The 18450-nt window shown below is 74.6% G+C and carries 16 protein-coding genes; 11 read left to right on the forward strand and 5 right to left on the reverse strand.

From position 1 onward, the window contains the following. Window positions 1–179 precede the first annotated feature (179 nt). Complete coding sequence (locus tag ACGF4F_RS20975; RefSeq protein WP_393079353.1) at window positions 180–1493, reverse strand: extracellular solute-binding protein; 1314 nt, start codon at window positions 1491–1493, stop codon at window positions 180–182. A gap of 287 nt (window positions 1494–1780) precedes the next feature. Beyond that, the gene (locus ACGF4F_RS20980) at window positions 1781–2326 is read right to left on the reverse strand and encodes a plasmid pRiA4b ORF-3 family protein (RefSeq protein WP_393079355.1); all 546 of its coding nucleotides are present in this window, start codon (window positions 2324–2326) and stop codon (window positions 1781–1783) included. Between the two features lie 150 nt (window positions 2327–2476). Here ACGF4F_RS20980 and ACGF4F_RS20985 point away from each other — a divergent pair, with 150 nt between their 5' ends. Then, window positions 2477–3262, forward strand: a complete 786-nt coding sequence (locus tag ACGF4F_RS20985; protein ID WP_393079358.1) for a pyrimidine reductase family protein — start codon at window positions 2477–2479, stop codon at window positions 3260–3262. 241 nt (window positions 3263–3503) lie between these two features. Here ACGF4F_RS20985 and ACGF4F_RS20990 read toward each other — a convergent pair whose 3' ends face one another. Then, window positions 3504–5081 carry a hypothetical protein gene (locus ACGF4F_RS20990; RefSeq protein ID WP_357434279.1) on the reverse strand — a complete coding sequence of 526 codons (1578 nt, stop codon included), beginning with the start codon at window positions 5079–5081 and terminating at the stop codon, window positions 3504–3506. Window positions 5082–5365: 284 nt separating this feature from the next. Between ACGF4F_RS20990 and ACGF4F_RS20995 the strand changes: the two genes are divergently transcribed. The 6 genes from ACGF4F_RS20995 (at window position 5366) to ACGF4F_RS21020 (ending at window position 13619) form a co-directional block, all read left to right on the forward strand. Continuing rightward, window positions 5366–7114 (forward strand): ATP-binding protein, encoded by a 1749-nt coding sequence (locus tag ACGF4F_RS20995; protein WP_357433261.1) that lies wholly within the window; start codon window positions 5366–5368, stop codon window positions 7112–7114. Window positions 7115–7189: 75 nt separating this feature from the next. Continuing rightward, entirely contained in the window at window positions 7190–8338 is a 1149-nt protein-coding gene (locus ACGF4F_RS21000; protein WP_393079361.1) for an exonuclease SbcCD subunit D, read from the forward strand. After that, on the forward strand, window positions 8338–10812 hold the full coding sequence (locus ACGF4F_RS21005) for an AAA family ATPase (protein ID WP_393079364.1): 2475 nt from the start codon (window positions 8338–8340) through the stop codon (window positions 10810–10812). The genes ACGF4F_RS21000 and ACGF4F_RS21005 overlap by 1 nt, the downstream gene beginning before the upstream one ends. Continuing rightward, window positions 10809–11768 (forward strand): hypothetical protein, encoded by a 960-nt coding sequence (locus tag ACGF4F_RS21010; RefSeq protein ID WP_357433265.1) that lies wholly within the window; start codon window positions 10809–10811, stop codon window positions 11766–11768. Before ACGF4F_RS21005 ends, ACGF4F_RS21010 begins: the two co-directional genes overlap by 4 nt. After that, entirely contained in the window at window positions 11768–12625 is an 858-nt protein-coding gene (locus ACGF4F_RS21015; protein ID WP_393079367.1) for a spermidine synthase, read from the forward strand. Before ACGF4F_RS21010 ends, ACGF4F_RS21015 begins: the two co-directional genes overlap by 1 nt. Before the next feature lie 82 nt (window positions 12626–12707). Then, on the forward strand, window positions 12708–13619 hold the full coding sequence (locus ACGF4F_RS21020) for a DNA-3-methyladenine glycosylase family protein (RefSeq protein WP_393079371.1): 912 nt from the start codon (window positions 12708–12710) through the stop codon (window positions 13617–13619). 24 nt (window positions 13620–13643) lie between these two features. Here the strand turns inward: ACGF4F_RS21020 and ACGF4F_RS21025 are convergent, their stop codons facing one another. Together ACGF4F_RS21025 and ACGF4F_RS21030 are read right to left on the reverse strand one after the other, a co-directional pair. Next, window positions 13644–14144: a DUF1990 family protein gene (locus ACGF4F_RS21025; RefSeq protein WP_393079374.1), complete on the reverse strand. Its 501-nt coding sequence runs from the start codon at window positions 14142–14144 to the stop codon at window positions 13644–13646. Between the two features lie 61 nt (window positions 14145–14205). Beyond that, on the reverse strand, window positions 14206–14418 hold the full coding sequence (locus tag ACGF4F_RS21030; RefSeq protein ID WP_073835409.1) for a hypothetical protein: 213 nt from the start codon (window positions 14416–14418) through the stop codon (window positions 14206–14208). Between the two features lie 136 nt (window positions 14419–14554). Here ACGF4F_RS21030 and ACGF4F_RS21035 point away from each other — a divergent pair, with 136 nt between their 5' ends. The 4 genes from ACGF4F_RS21035 (at window position 14555) to ACGF4F_RS21050 (ending at window position 18439) form a co-directional block, all read left to right on the forward strand. Continuing rightward, window positions 14555–15667: an ATP-dependent DNA ligase gene (locus ACGF4F_RS21035; RefSeq protein WP_357433273.1), complete on the forward strand. Its 1113-nt coding sequence runs from the start codon at window positions 14555–14557 to the stop codon at window positions 15665–15667. A 13-nt stretch (window positions 15668–15680) separates the two neighbouring features. Beyond that, window positions 15681–17291 (forward strand): alpha/beta hydrolase, encoded by a 1611-nt coding sequence (locus ACGF4F_RS21040; RefSeq protein WP_393079378.1) that lies wholly within the window; start codon window positions 15681–15683, stop codon window positions 17289–17291. 41 nt (window positions 17292–17332) lie between these two features. After that, window positions 17333–17785 carry a GNAT family N-acetyltransferase gene (locus tag ACGF4F_RS21045; RefSeq protein WP_357433277.1) on the forward strand — a complete coding sequence of 151 codons (453 nt, stop codon included), beginning with the start codon at window positions 17333–17335 and terminating at the stop codon, window positions 17783–17785. A gap of 105 nt (window positions 17786–17890) precedes the next feature. Continuing rightward, window positions 17891–18439 carry a hypothetical protein gene (locus tag ACGF4F_RS21050; RefSeq protein WP_393079381.1) on the forward strand — a complete coding sequence of 183 codons (549 nt, stop codon included), beginning with the start codon at window positions 17891–17893 and terminating at the stop codon, window positions 18437–18439. Window positions 18440–18450: the final 11 nt, after the last annotated feature.

Genomic DNA, 18450 nt, shown 5'->3' on the forward strand with positions numbered 1-18450 from the left:
GGGGGGGGGGGGGGCCGGGGGGGGGGCCCCCCGCCCGTTGGGTCCCCGGGGGGGGGGGGGGGGGGGGGGTTGGGGGGGGGGGGGGGGGGGGGGGGGGCCCCCCCCGGGGGGGGGGGGGGGGCCCCCGCCACCGGTCCGCGGGCCCTGGACGCCCGCGGGCTCGGCGGGTCACCGGCGACTCAGCTGGCCGCCTTCCTGGCCTCGTCCATCGCCTTCTTCCAGGCGGCTTCCGAACTGAGCTGGCCGCGCTCAGCCGCCTGCATCTGCGGCTCGACGATGGTCTCCCAGATCTGCTGGTGCTTGGCGCCGAGGAAGATCGGCTTCATGTTCTTGACGCTCGCACCGAAGATCTGGCCGGTGGGCGCGCCGCTGAAGTAGTCGCTCGTCTTGTCCTTGAACGCCGGGTCCTCGAGGCCGGCGATGTCGGACGGCATGGCGCCCGCCTCCTTGAACGCCGCGAGGTGCCCCTCCTTGCTGGTCAGGTACTTGGCCAGCAGGTACGCCTCCTTCGGGTGCTTGGTCTGGGCCGGGATGGCGAGGTAGGAACCACCCCAGTTACCGCCACCGCCGGGGATCGTGGCGATGTCCCACTTGCCGGCGTTCGCCGGGCCCGAGCGCTGGGCGATGACGCCCTCGGTCATCCAGGCCGGGCAAGGGAGGGTGGCGAACGCGGAATTCTTGAAAGCGGCGTCCCAGTCGGCGCTCCACCGCTGCGCCTTGGCGGTCAGCCCGTCGGCGGCCATCTGCAGGCCCAGGTCCCAGGTCTGCTTGATCACCGGGTTGGTGTCGCCGATGAACTTGTTGTCCCTGTCGAAGAAGAAGGTCTCCGAGTTCTGCATGACGTACGGCTGCATCAGGCTGGTCGCGCTGTCCAGCCAGGCCGCCTTGACCTTGCCGCTGGCCTTGAACTCCTTGCCCAGCGCGATGTAGTCCGGCCAGGTGCTGATCCGCTTGGCGACCTCGTCCCGGTCCGTGGGCAGGCCGGCCTGCTGGAACAGGTCCTTGCGATAGCACATGGCCAGGCCGCCGACGTCGGTGCCGAGGCCGATCAGCTTCTTCCCGTCCGGCGTCAGGGCGTTGTTCCACTTCCACTCGGGGAAGTTGGCCTTCAGCTCACCAGCGCCCAGGTCGAGCAGGTTGGCGAACTTGTCGTGGTTCTGGACGTACCCGAGCAGGACGCCCTCCTCGAGACCGACCACGTCGCCGGCGCCACTGCCCGCGGCGAGCCACTGCACCAGCTTCGGCTGGAAGTCGCGCAGCTCGCCCATCTTCTGGTGCTCGACCTTGATGTTCGGGTTGGCCGCCTCAAAGTCCTTGATGGCCTGGTCATAGCCGAAGTTCTGGAAAGTCTGCAGGACCAGCTTGACCTGGCCGCCCCCGCCGGCCGACCCCTCGTCCTCGCTCTTCTTGCTGCACGCCGTGCTGCCGAGAGCCACGCCCGCGGCGAGCGCGGCAACCGCGACAGTTCGGAGCCGGCGCCTGATGACGCTCATCCCTGACCCCTCTCAGGTGGTAACTCGTGTGGTGGTTGTTGACCCGCGCCGCCCGTCGGCACGGCGGGTCAGGTGGTGGGGTTGTTCCGGTTTCCGGGACGCCGCCGCGACGGGCGATGTGGCTTGGAACACGTCGGGAGCGCTCCCATGAGCTTGCCGATGCGCTTCGAGGGGTGTCAACAGCGCTGTGGGAGCGTTCCCAGATTGTTACCGGGCGACGGTTCCACCGAGCCGGTCGAGGGTGCGGCAAACCGAGACCGGCCCCTGGCCGCCGCGCGGCCAGCGGGTCAGCAGAAGCGGCGCAGCAGGGTGGTGGCCCGGGCGGCGTCGAACGAGTCCGGGTCGAACCCGTCGGCGACCCAGTCCCGCATCGCCTTGTGCTCGGGGTGGGCCGGGTCGGCCAGTGCGGCCAGCAGGATGGCGTACCCGGACGGGCCGCCCACGTTCTCCGGCGGGCAGGCCCGCTCCCCCTCCAGGCAGGACGGGTAGCGCTCGTCCGGGTCGGCGGTGCAGGAGTCCTCCACCACCAGGTCGTGCTCCCACCAGTCGCCGAAGTCGTAGGTGTAGCGCAACCGGCCGCCCTTGCCCAACACCTCGTCCAACCGGACGTCCAACTCGTCGCGGAACGCCAGATCGCCGTCCGGGTCGGGTTCGCCGTACTGGCAGCCGTCGATCTCGAACGAGTGCAGGTGGCAGTCGCGCCAGCCCATCGCGTGCTGCACCACCCGGTGCAGCCGGTCCAGGGTGTAACCACCGGGAACCCGCACCCGCCGCCACACCGTCGGCCGGACCCCGGCGAGGGAGACCTTCAGCTGGAAGATCTGACGCGGCATGCTGTCCCATCCTTCCCCGACATAGGCTGCCAGCATGATCTGCCGAGCGTGCCGGGAGCGGCGGCACGACGACTGTCCTGGCCGGAAGTGGTGCGACTGCCAGCACCGTACCCCCGAACCCACCCCTCCGGTCACCGGTCCGGCCGGCGAATGACCGACGGGATGCCGATTTCGCGGGTCTGGCCGGCACCCGCGACCGGGCCGCTGACCGACCCGGAACTGGCCGCCCTCTACGGCCGTGCCGCCCGGCCCCGCCTGCGGGTGAACTTCGTGGCCAGCGCCGACGGGGCGGTTTCGCTCGACGGGTTCTCGGCCGGGCTCTCCGGAGAGCCGGACAAGCGGGTCTTCGGGCTGCTGCGGATGCTCTGCGACGGGCTGGTGGTGGCCGCTGGCACGCTGCGCCACGAGGGCTACCGGGCGGTCCGGCTCGACCAGGCACGCCGGGCCTGGCGCCGGGAGCACGGCCTGGCCGAATATCCGACCCTGGTGGTGGTCTCCGGCTCGCTCGACCTGGACCCGGCCCAGGCGGCCTTCGCCGACGCGCCGGTCCGGCCGCTGGTGCTCACCCGGGCCGCCGCCGAGCCGCCACCCGGGCTCACCGACGTGGCGGAGCTAGTGCGGTGCGGCCAGGAGCAGGTCGATCTCGCCGCCGGCCTGGCCGAGCTGCGCCGCCGGGGGCTCGGCCAACTGCTCTGCGAGGGCGGCCCGTACCTGTTCGGCGCGCTCACCGCGGCCGACCTGGTCGACGAACTCTGCCTCACCGTCGCGCCGCTGCTCGCCGGGGCCGGCCCGGGCCGAATCACCGCCGGGGCCGGCAGCACCACGCGCCACCTGCCGCTGCGCCACGTGCTGGCCGCCGAGGACGGGGTGCTGATGCTGCGCTACGCCCGCGACCCGGGCGAGCCGCCGCCCGCCGGATCCGCCCCCGCCGCCTGACCCGACCGACCTGATCGACCCCGGGTCGGCGATGTGGTGGGGTCCATGGCGGCCGAATGCCACCGGATCGGCGAGGCGGGTAGGCGCCGCCCGGTACGGCGAAGGGCGCGGGCACACCCGGGAGGGCGAGCCCGCGCCCCTGGCGACGCGGCGGGACCGGGGCCAGCGGCGGAGGAGACCGCCGGCCGCGGTTCAGCGGGTCAGTTGACGGAGCCGGCCGACCAGGCGGCGGCTGGTGCGGTCAGCGCGGCTCGCAGACCCGGCCGGTCAGTGCCGGATCCCCTTCCCGGGTCGCCGACCACAGGGGGTTGAGCGCGAGAACCAGCGGGGGCGCCTGCCAGGCGGCGCCCAACTGCTGGAGCAGCGCGTACTCCCGGCGGGGCTGCGCCACCGGCTCGCCGGCCAGGAAGGCCTCCACCCGGTCCTCCACCGCCCGCCGCCCGATCAGGCCGCCGTGGAACGCCGGCTCCTGATAGACCGGGATGCGGCTGTACTCACCGGGTGGCGCCTCGGCGGCGCTGACCGTGGGCAGGAAAGCGATCATCCGGACCCCCGGCACCGGGCAGAGGATCCGGTTGCGATAGAACGGCGCGTCGACCAGCACCGAGCGGACGAACGGCTCGTCGGGATGGTCCTTGACCGGCCGGGGGAGATTCGCGAGCCAGAACAGCACCCGCAGCTCCCAGCCCGCCGCGACCCCCCAGCCCTCGTGCCCCGGCGGCGGGTAGTAGGTCCGCCCCGCCTGGACCAACGGGCTGAACATCACCACGGCGCTGACCGGGCCACGGGGCAGCCGCTCCAGGTAGGTGCGCGCCACCATGGAACCCTCGCTGTTGCCGAACAGGGCGATCGGTCGGCCGGTGCGGTGGTGCAGCGCGTCCACCTGCGCGGCGAGCAGGGCGCTGCTGGAGTCGAGCGACCGGTGGGTCGCCTCCGGCGGGTACGGCAGCGGCCGGCCGTGCGCATCCAGCCCCCGGTAGGAGAAGCGCTCGACCCGGGGATCGGCGGACGGCTCGCCGTCCCAGCGCGAATCGTGCCCGCTGAGGACGATGATCGCGTACGGCACCCGGTCGGACAGCCGGTCGCTGAGGATCGGGGGCATCCACGGGCCGTGCCGGCCACCTCCGGCGACCCCGACCAGCGCCTCGGCCCAGACCGCCCCCACCACGGCCAGCCCGATCGCGATCGGGGCGACCGGGAGCCGGGGCAGCCGGACCCGGGCCGGCAGCACGGCGGCGGCCACCGCCCGCCGCCACAGCAGCCCGTTGACCACCCCTGTCAGCGCGGCCACCCCGACCGCCCACCAGCCCGGAACGCTGGAGATCAGCGCGCCGGCCAGGGTCAGCACCAGGAAGTTCAGCGACGACCAGCCGAACAGCTCGATCGTGGGCAGCCCGCGCCACCAGCCGGCGGCCACGCCGGCCCGGGCCAGGAAGGGGGCGAGCACCAGCATCGGGACCAGCGAGGCGAACAGGTACCAGGAGAGCGACACCGCGGAGAAGGCGACCGAGAGCGCGGCCCACGGCGAGATGACCAGCGCGGCCAGCACCGCCACCGACAGGTTGCGCCGGACCAGCCAATTCCAGGCGGGACGCGCCGCGCCGGCCGGCCACGCCAGCGCGGTCAGCCCGGCGGAGAGCAGCCCGCGGGCCACCGTGACCGTCACCAGCCCGAGCAGGAAGGTGCCCCACGAGTCGTGGTACACCAGCAGCCAGCGCAGGTCGTGGTACGAGTCGTAGGGCCAGACGGCGGTGGCCTGCGGGGTGAGTCCCCGGGCGGCGCGGATGCCGAACGCCATCAGCAGCCCGCCCTCGAGCATCGGCGGCAGCGCGGCGAGCACGAGCAGCGCGACCACCCGGCGCCGTGTCGATGTCACGTCCACTCCCCGCTCCCCCGGCCTCCTGAGGATCTCGCGGATCAGTCACCGGTGGGATGGGAATCGCACGGAGAGGCGTACCGTCCGTGGCCATCCGACCCCGCTGGGCAAGCTCGGCGGACGCGGGCCGTGGCGTCCGCCGCGTCGCGTGGCAACCTGTCGCATCCCTCGGGCAGGATGCACCTCGTGCGCCGCGAACGGGACGACCAGCCGACCGGAGATTGCCGATGACCGACGACCTGCTCGACGGCCCCGGCGACGGGGTCGGCCGGGTGCTCGGCACCGCCGACGCCACCCCGCTCACCTTCTGGACCGCCGTCGCCCCCGGCAGCTACCTGCAGCTCGACGACGTGGTGGTCACCCGCCGCGAGCTGCCCGACCGGGAGCCGGTGACCATCGCCGGCGTGGTCACCCAGGTGCGAGCCCGACACGAGGGCGCGCAGTTCGACTCCGACGTCTTCGCCATCGCCGACGGCACGCTCCCCGCGCAGGTGCAGGAGGCGGCCGAGGTCACCACCACCCGGGTCGACCCCGAGTTCTACGTGCCGCCCACCCCGGGTGCGGTGGTGCACCGGGCCGAGGGCGACGCCCGGGCCCGGGCGCTGCACTTCGACCGGATGGAGCGGCGCATCCCGATGGGCATGGGCCGCGACGGCGTGCCGGTCTACCTCAACGCCGACTTCCTCGACGGCACGCGGGGCGCGCACGTCTCCATCTCCGGCATCTCCGGGGTGGCCACCAAGACCAGCTTCGCCACCTTCCTGCTCTACTCGGTCTTCCGCTCGGGCGTGCTCGGCGGCGACGCGGTCAACGCCAAGGCGCTGATCTTCAACGTCAAGGGCGAGGATCTGCTCTTCCTCGACCACCCGAACGCCCGGCTCGACGACGACACCCGGGCCGGGTACGCGAAGCTCGGGCTGGCCGCCGGTGCCTTCCCCGACGTGCGGGTGTACGCGCCGCCCCGGGTCGGTGACTCCTCCGGCACGCCGGACGTGAGCAGTCGGCTCACCGGCGTGGACAGCTTCTACTGGACGCTGAGCGAGTTCTGCGCCGACCGGCTGCTGCCCTACGTCTTCGCCGACGCCGACGACGAGCGCCAGCAGTACACGATGGTGGTCCACTCGGTCGCCGCCCACCTGGCCCGGTACGCCCAGCCCGCCGACGGCGGGGTGAGCATCGACGGGGTCCGCCTCGGGTCGTACGCCGACCTGGTCGACCACATCGTCGAGCAGCTCAACGACGACGAGACCCGGGGCGACTGGGCGGGCAGCGCGGTCGGCCTGGGCACGGTCAACGCGTTCGCCCGCCGGCTGATCGGCAGCAAGAAGGACCTCGGCCGGCTGATCCGGGGCGACCTGGCCACCCGCCGCCCGCACTCGATCAACACCGCGGAGAGCGCCCAGGTCACCGTGGTCGACCTGCACAACCTGCCGGACCGGGCACAGCGCTTCGTGGTGGGCGTGACGCTCAAGAGCGAGTTCGAGCGCAAGGAGAAGGCCGGCACCGCCAAGCCGCTGCTCTTCGTCGTCCTCGACGAGCTCAACAAGTACGCCCCGCGCGAGGGCTCCTCCCCGATCAAGGAGGTGCTGCTCGACATCGCCGAGCGGGGCCGCTCACTCGGGGTGATCCTGGTCGGCGCGCAGCAGACCGCCAGCGAGGTGGAGCGGCGGATCGTGACCAACTCGGCGATCCGGGTGGTCGGCCGGCTCGACCCGGCCGAGGCGTCCCGCCCGGAATACGGCTTCCTCCCGCCCGCCCAGCGGCAGCGGGCCCTGCTGGCCAAGCCGGGCACCATGTTCGTCAACCAGCCCGACATCCCGGTCCCGCTCTGCCTGGAGTTCCCCTTCCCGGCCTGGGCCACCCGGGTCTCCGAGGCCGGCCGCGCGCCGTCGGAGACACTGCGCTCGATCACCCAGGCGGCCGACCCGTTCGCGGTGGTGGGCTCCGGCACCTCCGACGACGACATCCCGTTCTAGGAGGCGTGAGCGACCGGTGAGCGCGAGGAGCGCAGCGCGGCGGAGCCCCGCAGTCGCGAACGAAAGGTTGGCACGGTGAAGATCCTGCACACCTCCGACTGGCACGTCGGCAAGGTCCTCAAGGGGCAGTCCCGCGCCGACGAGCACAAGCAGGTGCTCGCCCAGGTGATCGAGATCGCCCGGGTCGAGCGGCCCGACCTGGTCATCGTGGCCGGCGATCTGTACGACACCGCCGCGCCCACCCCCGAGGCGACCCGGCTGGTGACCCGGGCGCTGACCGCGCTGCGGCGCACCGGGGCGGACGTGGTGGCGATCGGCGGCAACCACGACAACGGCCAGGCGCTCGACGCGCTGCGGCCCTGGGCCGAGGCCGCCGGCATCACCCTGCGGGGCAGCGTCCGGGACAATCCGGCCGAGCACGTCATCGACGGGGTCACCGCCGGCGGCGAGCGCTGGCAACTGGCCGCGTTGCCCTTCCTGTCCCAGCGCTACGCGGTCCGCGCCGTGGAGATGTACGAGCTGACCGCCGCCGAGGCCAACCAGACGTACGCCGACCACCTCGGGCGGGTGCTCGCCCGGCTGGCCGACGGCTTCACCGAGCCGGACCGGGTGCACCTGGTGACCGCCCACCTGACCGTGGTGGGGGCGAGCACCGGCGGCGGCGAGCGGGACGCGCACACTGTCCTCGGCTACGCGGTGCCGGCCACGGTCTTCCCCGGCAACGCGCACTACGTGGCGCTGGGTCACCTGCACCGCTCACAGCGGGTCATCGGGCCCTGCCCGATCCGCTACAGCGGCAGCCCGCTCGCCGTCGACTTCGGGGAGCAGGAGAACGTGGGTTCGGTGACGCTGGTCGAGGTGACCGCGACGACCGCCGCCCAGATCCGCGAGGTGCCCGTGCCGGGGGCGGTGCCGCTGCGGACCGTCCGGGGCACCCTGGCCCAGCTCGCCGAGCTCGACCCGCCCGAGGGTTGGCTGCGGGTCTACGTCCGCGAGCAGCCCCGCGCCGGCCTGCGGGAGGAGGTGCAGGAGCTGCTGCCCCGGGCGTTGGAGATCCGGATCGACCCGGAGCTGATGCCGGCCCCCGGCAGCGCCACCCGCACCGCCCAGCGGGCCGGCCGCTCGCCTCGGGAGCTCTTCGCCGACTATCTGAGCAGCCGGGGCCACGGCGACGACGGCGTCCAGGAACTCTTCGACGAGCTGCTCGAGGGGATCGATCACTGATGCGGCCGATGCGACTGGACATGGCCGGGTTCACCGTCTTCCGCGAGGAGACCACCGTCGACTTCACCGACGCGGACTTCTTCGCGCTGGTCGGGCCGACCGGTTCCGGAAAGTCGACGGTGCTCGACGCGATCTGCTTCGCCCTGTACGGCACCGTGCCCCGCTGGGGCGGCACCCGGGGCCTGGCCAACGCGCTCGCCCCGTCGGCGAACGAGGCCCGGGTCCGGCTGGTCTTCGAGTCCGCCGGTGACCGCTACGTGGCCACCCGGGTGGTGCGCCGGGACGGCCGGGGCACCGTGAAGACCGCCAACGCCGGGCTGCAGCTGATGCCGGCCGGGTTCGACGTCACCAAGCTCGACACCGGGCTCAGCCCGGAGGACCTGGGCGAGGTGGTGGCCGGCACCCCCGCCGAGATGGAGCAGGCGGTGCTGGACGCGGTCGGGTTGCCGTACGAGCAGTTCACCAGCTGCGTGGTGCTGCCGCAGGGGCAGTTCGCCGACTTCCTGCACGCCAAGCCGGCCACCCGGCAGCAGATCCTGGTCAACCTGCTCGGCCTCGGCATCTACGAGGAGGTGCAGAAGAAGGCCACCGAGCGCGCCGGGCAGGCCGAGGCGAAGCTGGAGACGGTCGACAAGCTGCTCGGCGGCCTCGCCGACGTCGACGACGAGACGCTGGCCGGCGCGCGGCATCGGGTCGACCGGATGGGCGAGCTGGCCGAGGCGGTCGCGGTGGCCGTACCCGAGCTGGACCGGGCCCGGGCGACGGCGCGCGAGCAGGCGGCAGCGCTGGCCGAGCGGGACGCGGAGCTGGCCGTGCTGGCCGGCGTGCGGCCGCCGGACGGGATCGCCGAGCTGGCCCGGGCGGTGGCGGCGGCGCGGATCGCGGCCGACGAGGCCGCCACGGCCGTCGGGCTCGCCGAGGAGCGGGAGGAGAAGCTGCGCGGCGAGCTGGCCGCGGCCGGCGACGAGAGCGCGCTGCGGCTGCTGGTCAAGGCGCACGCCGACCGGGAGAAGCTGACCGGCCAGGTGGCGGCGGTCCGCGCGGCGGTGGCCGCGGCGCAGACCGAGCACGACGCGGCGGTCGGTGCCCTGGCGGAGGCCCGGGCCGCCGCCGAGCGGGCCGAGGCGGAGCTGGAGGCGGCGTTCCGGGCGCATGAGGAGGCGAAGGCCGCCGACCAGGCCGTGGCGCTGCGCGCGCACCTGGTCGAGGGCGGCCCGTGCCCGGTCTGCGAGCAGGCCGTCCCCCGGGTGCCGGCGGTGCCGGCCGGGTCGGCGGTGGCCCGGGCGATCGCGGCCGGCAAGGCGGCCCGGGCGGCGAGCGAGGCCGCCAAGCGGTCGGTGCAGGAGCGCGACGCCGCCGCCCGTGAGCTGGACCGGGTGCTGCTGCGCGCCCGCGCCGAGCACGACCAGCTGCGGACCCGGCTGACCGAGCTGGACGACCAGCTCGCCGACGCCGCCGCGCCGGCCGCGCTGCGGGAGGCGCTGGACGAGCACGCTCGGCTGCGCCGCGCCCTGGAGGAGGCCGCCGGCGCGGTCCGCGCCGGACGGGACGCCGCCCGCCGGGCCCGGGGCGCGCTCGACGGCGCGGAGGAGCGGCTGCGCCGTGCCTGGCGGGACTTCGACACGACGCGGGACGGGCTGGCCCGGTTCGGCCCGCCGGCCGCCGACCGCGACGACGTGGCCGCGGCGTGGACGGCGCTCGCCGGCTGGGCCGGTGAGCAGGCCGAGCGGCGGCGCGCCGACCGGGACGGGCTGGCCACTTCGGTCGGCGCGGCCGAGGCCGCCGCGGCCGAGGTCGAGGAGCGGATCGGCGAGCTCTTCACCGCGGCCGGACTGGCCGTGGCCGACGATCCGCGGCGGGACGCCGCGGTGGCGGTCGAGCGGGCCGAGGCGGAGTTGCGCCGGCTGACCGAGCGGCGCGAGCAGGCCGCCGAGCTGCACGAGCAGCGGGCCGGTCACGAACGGGAGGCCCGAGTGGCGCGGGCCCTCGCCGGGCACCTGCGAGCCAACAACTTCGAGCGATGGCTGCTGGCCGAGGCGCTGGACCTCCTGGTCGACGGCGCGTCGCGGATCCTGCGGGAACTCTCCAACGGCCAGTACGACCTGGTGCACGACAAGGGCGAGTTCTTCGTGGTCGACCACCACGACGCCGGGCTGCGGCGCGGGGTGCGGACCCTCTCCGGCGGGGAGACGTTCCAGGCGTCACTGGCCCTGGCACTGGCGCTGTCGGAGCAGCTCGCCGGGATGTCCACCAGCGCGGCCAGCCTGGAGTCGATCGTCCTGGACGAGGGCTTCGGCACGCTGGACGCGGCCACCCTGGACACGGTCGCCGCCACCCTGGAAAATCTGGCCGCCCGGGGCGACCGGATGGTCGGCGTGGTCACCCACGTGCCGGCCCTCGCCGAGCGGATCCCGGTCCGCTTCGAGGTCCGCAAGGACGCCCGCACGGCCCGGGTGGAACGGACGGGCCTGTGACGCGGTTCTACGTCGACGCGTGGGATCCGGCGTACGGGGCGTCGTTCGAGGCGGCCGGCGGGGGCGGACCGGCGGCGCCGAGCAGCGCCCAGGTCGACGTCGGCGTCGAGCTGCCGGCGACGGACTGGCGGGCGATCGACGCCCGGCGGGACGTGCTCGCCCCGGACGTGGTGCTGCTGGTCGACGGGGTACGCCGAATCGACGCGAGCGTCTGGACGGCCGAGGACGACGGCGGCTCGTTCCCGGGCATCGCCGCCTCGTACGCCGCCGGGGTGGTGCGCTGCGACCTGGAGCGCGGCGCGGCGGAGCTGGCCGGGGCCCAGGTGGGCCGGGGCCTGTTCACCGCCAGCCCCTCCGCCCAGGACGTGGTGGCCGGGCAGATCCGTTACCCGGTGCACCGGGTCGGCGGCACCGGTGAGCTGAGCAAGCTGCCGGCCGCGGTGCAGGCCCCGCTGACGGCGCTGGAGGTGGCGGTCTCCGACGCCGCGCGTACCGATGGTGACCTGCTGGTGGTGGACGGCCCGCTGCGCAGCCGCCGGCACCTGCCGCGCACCCTGGGCTACATCAAGACGCAGCACAGCCAGTACCTGGACGCGCGGCTGACCGCGGTGGTCACCGGGTTGGCCCCGGGGCAGCGCTGCCCGGTGTTCCGGCTGGAGACCGCGTGGGGCGGCTACTCCTGGTATCTGCGGCTGCCGGTGGCCGGAGGCGCACCCTGGGCGGGCATCGTCCGGATGGAGTGCTCCGCCGAGCTGACCCCGGCCGAGGCGATCGAGCTGGCCGACCTCGCCCTCGTCACCCTGCCCCGGTTCGCCTCCACCCCGTACAAGGATCCGCGGGCCCCGCAGAACCTGATCCCGATCGCCGGCCTGGAGCGCCGGCTGCGCGGGCTGCTCGGCGACGCCCGCCTGCTGCACCGGGTGCTGACCGCGGCCGCCCGGGGAATCCGCCGCTGATGGGCCGGCGACGCGGCGCGGACCGGGTGGCCGAGCAGGTCGACACCGGGCAGGCCGAGCTGGTGCCCGACCCGGATCGACCGGGTTCCTGGACGCTGCTGCTCGACGGCGCACCGCAGTCCCATGTGGACCTGACGGATCCGACCCACCTGGAGTTCGAGTACGTCCGGCGGCTGGCCGCCGCGATCGACCTGGTCGCCCCGGCCGGCACCCCGCTGCGGGTGCTGCACCTGGGCGGCGGCGCGCTGACCCTGCCCCGGTACGTCTCGGCCACCCGTCCGGGTTCGACGCAGCGGGTGTCCGAGGTGGACGGCGCGCTGGTGGAGCTGGTCCGCCGGGCGCTGCCGTGGCCCGCCGACGCCCGGCTGCGGGTACGGGTGGCGGACGCCCGGGCCACCCTCACCGCCAGCCGGGAGGCCAGCTACGACCTGGTGGTGGCGGACGTTTTCGCCGGTGCCCGCACCCCGGCCCACCTGACCTCGGTGGAGTACGCCGCCGAGGTGGCCCGGGTGCTCCGTCCGGGCGGGTTCTATCTGGCGAACATCGCCGACGGCCCGCCGCTGCGGCACGCCCGCGCCCAGGTCGCCACGGTCCGTGCGGTGCTGCCCCGGGCCTGTGTGGTCAGCGACGCGGCGGTGCTGCGGGGGCGCCGCTACGGCAACCTGGTGCTGGTCGCGTCGCGGGTCGACCCGCCGGTGGCGGAGCTGTCCCGGCGCGCCGCCGGCGACTGGTTCCCGGGCCGGGTGCTGGCGGGCGACGAGCTGGACCGGTTCGCCGGAGGCGCTGCGGTGGTGCCGGACGCCGATGCCCGGGATTCCACTCCGCCGCCGCCCGGAATTTTTTCCGTGCGCCGTTGATCCGTCCGGCGGACCGCTCCGTATCACCCCGGCGGCCATGCCCGTGGGGGCCGGCTGATGGTCCGCGTGGCAGAGTGACCGGGTGACCTCCCCCGCCGCCCACCGGACGCTGCGCCCCCCGGCCGGCTACCGGCTGGCCAGGTCGGTCCGGTCGCTCACCTTCAGCCCGTACGACCCGTGCGCGCGGGTCGCCGCCGGCGCCTTCTGGTGGGCCACCCGCACGCCGGCCGGGCCGGCCACGCTCGCGCTGCGCCCCGGCGGGGACGAGTTGGTCGCCGAGGGGTACGGGCCGGGAGCGGACTGGGTCGTCGAGCGGGCCGACGCGATCGCCGGGCTCCGCGACGACCTGACCGGGTTCGCCGACCTCGCCGCCGGGCACCCGGTGGTGGCCCGGCTGGCCCGCGAGCACCACGGGCTGCGGATGCCGGCCACCGGCCAGGTCTTCCCCCGCCTGCTGCGGGCGGTGCTGGAGCAGAAGGTCACCGGCAAGGAGGCGTACCGGGCGTACGCGGCGACGGTCCGGCACTTCCGGGAGCCGGCGCCGGGACCGATGTCGCTGCTGCTGCCGCCGCAGGCGGCAGCGGTGGCGGCCACCCCGTACTGGGTCTTCCACCCGTTCGGGGTGGAGCAGCGGCGGGCCGACACGCTGCGCCGCGCGGCCGGCGCCGCCGAACGGCTGGAGCAGTGCGCCGACACCGTCGAGGCCACCCGCCGGCTCACCGCGATCCCCGGGATCGGCCCGTGGACCGCCGCCGAGGTGGTCCGGATCGCGTACGGCGACCCGGACGCGGTCAGCGTCGGCGACTACCACATCCCGAACACCGTGGCCTGGGCCCTCGCCGGGGAGCCGCGCGGGAACGACGCCCGGATGCTGGCGCTGCTGGAGCCGTTCCGCGGCCACCGGGGGCGGGTCTGCGTGCTGCTGGAGGCGGCCGGCATCCAGGCGCCGAGGTACGGCCCCCGCGCCCCCATCCGTTCCTTCGCCGGCTACTGACCGCTCCGCCGGCCGGGGCGCGGATCAGCCCCGGGCGCAGAGCCGGCGCAGGGTGCGACCGAGCCACCAGGCGTAGCCGTGCTGGACGGCCCGGGCGAGCGGACCGGCGGCGCGGAGGTACCAGCGGGCCGGGCGGCTGAACGTGGTCACCTCGAACCAGACCCCGTCGCCCGCCCGGGTGACCACGAACGCCTCCTCGCCGATCTCGGGATGCCCGGGCAGGGTGCCGTAGCCGAAACCAGCCCGGTCCGGCTCGTCCACCGTCCAGACCACCTCCGTCGGGCCCCAGATCCGCAGCGGGCCGACGCCGAGCCCCGGGGTGACCCGCACGCCCGCGGCGGCGCGTGGCGCGTCGGTGCGCATCACCACCCCGGCGGCCCGGTGCAGCCGCCAGTCGAGCACCGCCTTGGCGGCGGTGGGAAAGCCGCCGTCCGGCAGCCGGACCCGGTGGCGCAGGTGGTCGTAGCCGGCCGGCAGCGCGCCCTCGCGGGTCGCCCCCACCTCGGGGTACGTCAGTTCCGGCACGGCGGCCACCTCCTCGCGGGGACAGCGCCAGCCTACGGCCCGCACCCGGGCGGGCGGGCGGCTACGCGGCCTCGTGGAGGTCGGCCAGGCTCACCGGGGCGTACCGGCGGAGCAGCTCCTCCAGCTCCGCCACCGAGGCGACCTCGCCGATGACGTTGGCGCCGCCGCCCTGGTCCGGGCGGTAGCGGTGCACCAGCCGGTAGCGGTACCGTCCGCGGATCAGTTCCAAACTGACCCGCCAGCGTCCACAGCATCCGCAGATCCACTCCGGCACGCGGCGAACGGTAGCCCTGACCTGCGGTTTCACCATCCGGTCGGGGGTGACGAACCGACCTGTCCGGGGACACGCCGCCCGACGCCACCGGTGATCTGCCTCACCGCTGTCGGTGGCGTCTGATTGACTGGTCGCCGTGGACCTGCCGATCAATCCGCCGGTCGAGCCGATGCTGGCCAAGAGCGTGCCCCAGCTGCCCACCGCCCCCGGCATGACGTACGAGCCGAAATGGGACGGCTTCCGCTGCATCATCTTCCGCGACGGCGACGAGGTCGAGCTGGCCAGCCGGGGCGGCAAGACGATGACCCGCTACTTCCCGGAGGTGGTCGAGCAGGCACGGCGCCAACTCCCGCCCCGGTGCGCGGTCGACGGCGAGCTGATCGTGATCCGCCGCGACGGCCCGGGCGGCCAGCCCCGGCTCGACTTCGAGCTGCTCGCCCAGCGGATCCACCCGGCCGCCTCCCGGGTGAAGCTGCTCGCCGAGACCATCCCGGCCGACTTCGTCGCGTTCGACCTGCTCGCCCTCGACGACGAGCTGTTGACGGACCGGCCCTACCCGGAGCGGCGGGCCCGGCTGGAGCAGGCACTGGCCAAGGTCCGTCCGCCGGTGCACGTCACCCAGATCACCACCGACCCGGAGACGGCCCGGCGCTGGTTCGACGTGTTCGAGGGGGCCGGGCTGGACGGGCTCATCGTCAAGCCGGCCGACCTGCCGTACGAGCCGGGCAAACGGCTGATGTTCAAGGTCAAGCACGCCCGTACCGCCGACGTGGTGGTGGCCGGCTTCCGCTGGCACAAGTCCGGCCCGGTGGTCGGCTCGCTGCTGCTCGGCCTCTACGACGACGCCGGCGTGCTGCACCACATCGGGGTCAGCTCGTCGTTCACCGCGGCCCGGCGCAAGGAGCTGCTGGACGAGCTGGAGCCCTACCGCGACGTCGACGGCGACCACCCGTGGGTGCACGGCGACCACGAGCGGGGCCAGCGCATTCCCGGCGGGGTGAGCCGGTGGACCGGCACCAAGAACCTGGAGTGGGAGCCGCTGCGCCCAGAGCTGGTGGCCGAGGTCGGCTACGACGCGATGGAGGGTGACCGGCTGCGGCACACCGCCCAGTTCGTCCGCTGGCGCCCCGACCGTGATCCCCGCTCCTGCCGCTACGACCAGCTGGAGCGCCCGATCCGCTACGACGTCGACCAGGTGCTGCGCGGGGATCCGGCGGCGACCATCGGCAGCGCGTCCGGTCGGGCGTAGCCTGGCCGTTGACATGATCACGGAAGGCTGCCACGTGACCCGCTTCTCCGACCGGATCCGCCGGGTCCGACCCGGCCTGGCCGGGTTCGCCGCCGCGGTGGTGCTCACCGCCGGCTGCACCCTGCCGGCCCTCGCCCCGCGCACCGAGAGCCAGGGCCCGGCGGTTGCCCCGGGCACCGCCCCGACCTGGCGCGCCTGCCCGGAGGTCCCCGACGAGCTGGTCGGCCGGGGCGCACCGGGCATGCGCTACGAGTGTGCCCGGATCGCCGTGCCCCGGAACTGGGGCAACGGCGCCGCCACCGGCGCGACGGCCGGGCCCGGGGCCGGCGAGACCTTCGAGATCTCGCTGATCCGGATCAGGTCGAACAAGCAGCACGACCGGATCGGCTCGCTGGTGGTCAACCCCGGCGGTCCCGGCGCCTCCGGCGTGGACACCGCCGTCTATCTCTCCTTCGGCCCGGCGTTCGGCGGGCTGCCGGCCGCGGTGACCGACCGCTTCGACATCGTCGGGTTCGACCCGCGCGGGGTGTCCCGGTCCAGCCCGGTCAAGTGCATCTCCGACGCCGACCTGGACGCCAGCTTCGGCTACGACCCCGACCCGCAGAGCCAGGCGTCGTTCGACGGGTTGGCCGCGCTCAACCGACGGATCGGCACCGGCTGCGGCACGAAGTACGGCGACCAGCTCCCGCTCTACGGCACCGAGCAGGCCGCCCGGGACATGGACGCGGTGCGCGCGGCGGTCGGCGACGAGAAGCTCACCTACCTCGGCTACTCGTACGGCACCCTGCTAGGCGCCGTGTACGCCCAGCTCTACCCCAAGCGGGTGCGGGCGCTGGTGCTCGACGGCGCGGTGGACCCGCAGCAGAAACTCATCGCCGGGTCGGAGAGCCAGGCGAAGGGCTTCGAGCGGGCCTTCGACAACTTCGCCCGCTGGTGCGCGGACAACGCCGGCCGCTGCCCGATCGCACCGGACGCCCGGGCCGCCGTCACCAGCGCCATCGACAAGGCCAAGGTCTCCCCGGTCCGCAGCCGGGACGGCCGGGAGGCCACCGCGGGCTGGGTGTTCTACGCGGTCATCTCGTCCCTCTACACCGAGGCGGGCTGGCAGGAGCTGGCCCGGGCGATCGACGCGTTGCAGGGCGGCGACCCGACCGGGGTGTTCAAGCTGGCCGACGCGTACGCCGGCCGCGGCGACGACGGGCACTACTCGAACCTGTTCGACGCCAACATGGCGGTCAACTGCGCGGACGAGGCCGAGAAGCCGAGCCCGCAGCAGATCCGCCAGCTCCAGTCCCAGTGGCGGGCGAAGTATCCGCTGTTCGGTCCGGCTCTGGCGGTGGGCATGTTCGGCTGCGTGGAGTGGCCCGGGGGGCGGGATCCGTACCCGACCGGGAAGGCGGCCGGCGCCCCGCCGATCGTGGTGGTCGGCACCACCGGCGACCCGGCCACCCCGTACGAGCAGACCGCCGCGCTGGCCTCGATGCTGGGCGTCGGGCAGGTGCTCACCTGGGAGGGCGAGGGGCACACGGCGTACCCGCAGACCGCCTGCATCACGGCCGCCGTCGACGCGTACCTGATCTCGCTGACCGTGCCCCGGGCGGGGCTGCGCTGCCCGGCGCGCTGACCACCGCCCATCGCCGGCTGTCGCTGTGTCACGCTGCCGGCATGACCGACGCGATCTTCCGGGAGGCGGTCCGCGCGGACCTGCCGGCCATCATCGCCCTCCTCGCCGACGACGTGCTGGGCAAGGCCCGCGACTTCACCGAGGTCGACGACGCGTACGAGAAGGCGTTCGCCGACATCGCCGCCGACCCGCGCAACCACCTGGTGGTCGCGGACGCCGGCGGCGAGCTGGTCGGCTGCATGCAGATCACGTACATCCCGGGGCTGGGCCGGCACGGCGCCGAGCGGTCGCTGATCGAGTCGGTGCGGGTCCGCTCCGACCTGCGCGGCCGGGGGTTGGGGCGGCAGATGATGACCTGGGCCATCGACCAGGCCCGGGCGCGGGGCTGCGCGCTGGTGCAGCTCACCACCGACAAGACCCGCGCCGACGCGCACCGCTTCTACCGCAACCTCGGCTTCGTGGCCAGCCACGAGGGGATGAAGCTGGCGCTCTGATCCCGGCGGCTCCCCCACCGGAGGGAGCCGACTCCCCGCCGTGCGGGATGATCGCCGTCGGCCGGCACGGGCAGGCTGGGCGGGCAGCCGACGAACGGGAGTCACATGTCCACCGCCACCGCACCGGCCGCCGCCCACCCGCGCGACGGCCGGCCCGCACCCGCCTGGGCGGTCCGCGCCGCCCACCTGATCCCGCTGGTCGTCCTGCCGTCCGGGCTCTGGCGGCTCGCCCTGGTCGCCGGGGTCCCGATCGGCGCGTACGAACACGGCGCGCCGGTCCGCACGCACGGCTGGGAGAGCGTCTACGTCGTCTCGCTGACCGTGTTCTCCGAGGCGCTGGCGCTGCTCGCGCTCGGCCTGGTCCGCCCGTGGGGCGAGGTGTTCCCCCGGTGGCTGCCGCTGCTGGGCGGGCGTCGGGTGCCGCCGTCGTTCGCGGTCACCGCCGCCACCGCCGGCGCCATCGGGGTCACCCTCGTCTGGGCGTACGCGGCCTGGGGCATCATCGTTCGGGACCTCGTCGTCGAGGGCGATGGCCTGGGCTTCTCGCCGGCCGGTTTCGCGCTGCTGGTGGCCTGCTACGTCCCGCTGCTCCTCTGGGGCCCCCTCCTGCTCGCGGTCACCCTGTCCTACCACCGCCGCCGCTGTCGCGACTGACCGGTTGTCAC

The sequence above is a fragment of the Micromonospora sp. NPDC047740 genome (genome assembly GCF_043204735.1).
Classification (GTDB): domain Bacteria; phylum Actinomycetota; class Actinomycetes; order Mycobacteriales; family Micromonosporaceae; genus Micromonospora.

Coding starts and splice junctions, on each gene's coding strand:
- ACGF4F_RS20975 (WP_393079353.1), bottom strand. CDS start 1,493: ATGAGCGTCATCAGGCGCCGGCTCCGAACTGTCGCGGTTGCCGCGCTC.
- ACGF4F_RS20980 (WP_393079355.1), bottom strand. CDS start 2,326: ATGCCGCGTCAGATCTTCCAGCTGAAGGTCTCCCTCGCCGGGGTCCGG.
- ACGF4F_RS20985 (WP_393079358.1), top strand. CDS start 2,477: ATGACCGACGGGATGCCGATTTCGCGGGTCTGGCCGGCACCCGCGACC.
- ACGF4F_RS20990 (WP_357434279.1), bottom strand. CDS start 5,081: ATGCTCGAGGGCGGGCTGCTGATGGCGTTCGGCATCCGCGCCGCCCGG.
- ACGF4F_RS20995 (WP_357433261.1), top strand. CDS start 5,366: ATGACCGACGACCTGCTCGACGGCCCCGGCGACGGGGTCGGCCGGGTG.
- ACGF4F_RS21005 (WP_393079364.1), top strand. CDS start 8,338: ATGCGGCCGATGCGACTGGACATGGCCGGGTTCACCGTCTTCCGCGAG.
- ACGF4F_RS21015 (WP_393079367.1), top strand. CDS start 11,768: ATGGGCCGGCGACGCGGCGCGGACCGGGTGGCCGAGCAGGTCGACACC.
- ACGF4F_RS21040 (WP_393079378.1), top strand. CDS start 15,681: ATGATCACGGAAGGCTGCCACGTGACCCGCTTCTCCGACCGGATCCGC.
- ACGF4F_RS21045 (WP_357433277.1), top strand. CDS start 17,333: ATGACCGACGCGATCTTCCGGGAGGCGGTCCGCGCGGACCTGCCGGCC.
- ACGF4F_RS21050 (WP_393079381.1), top strand. CDS start 17,891: ATGTCCACCGCCACCGCACCGGCCGCCGCCCACCCGCGCGACGGCCGG.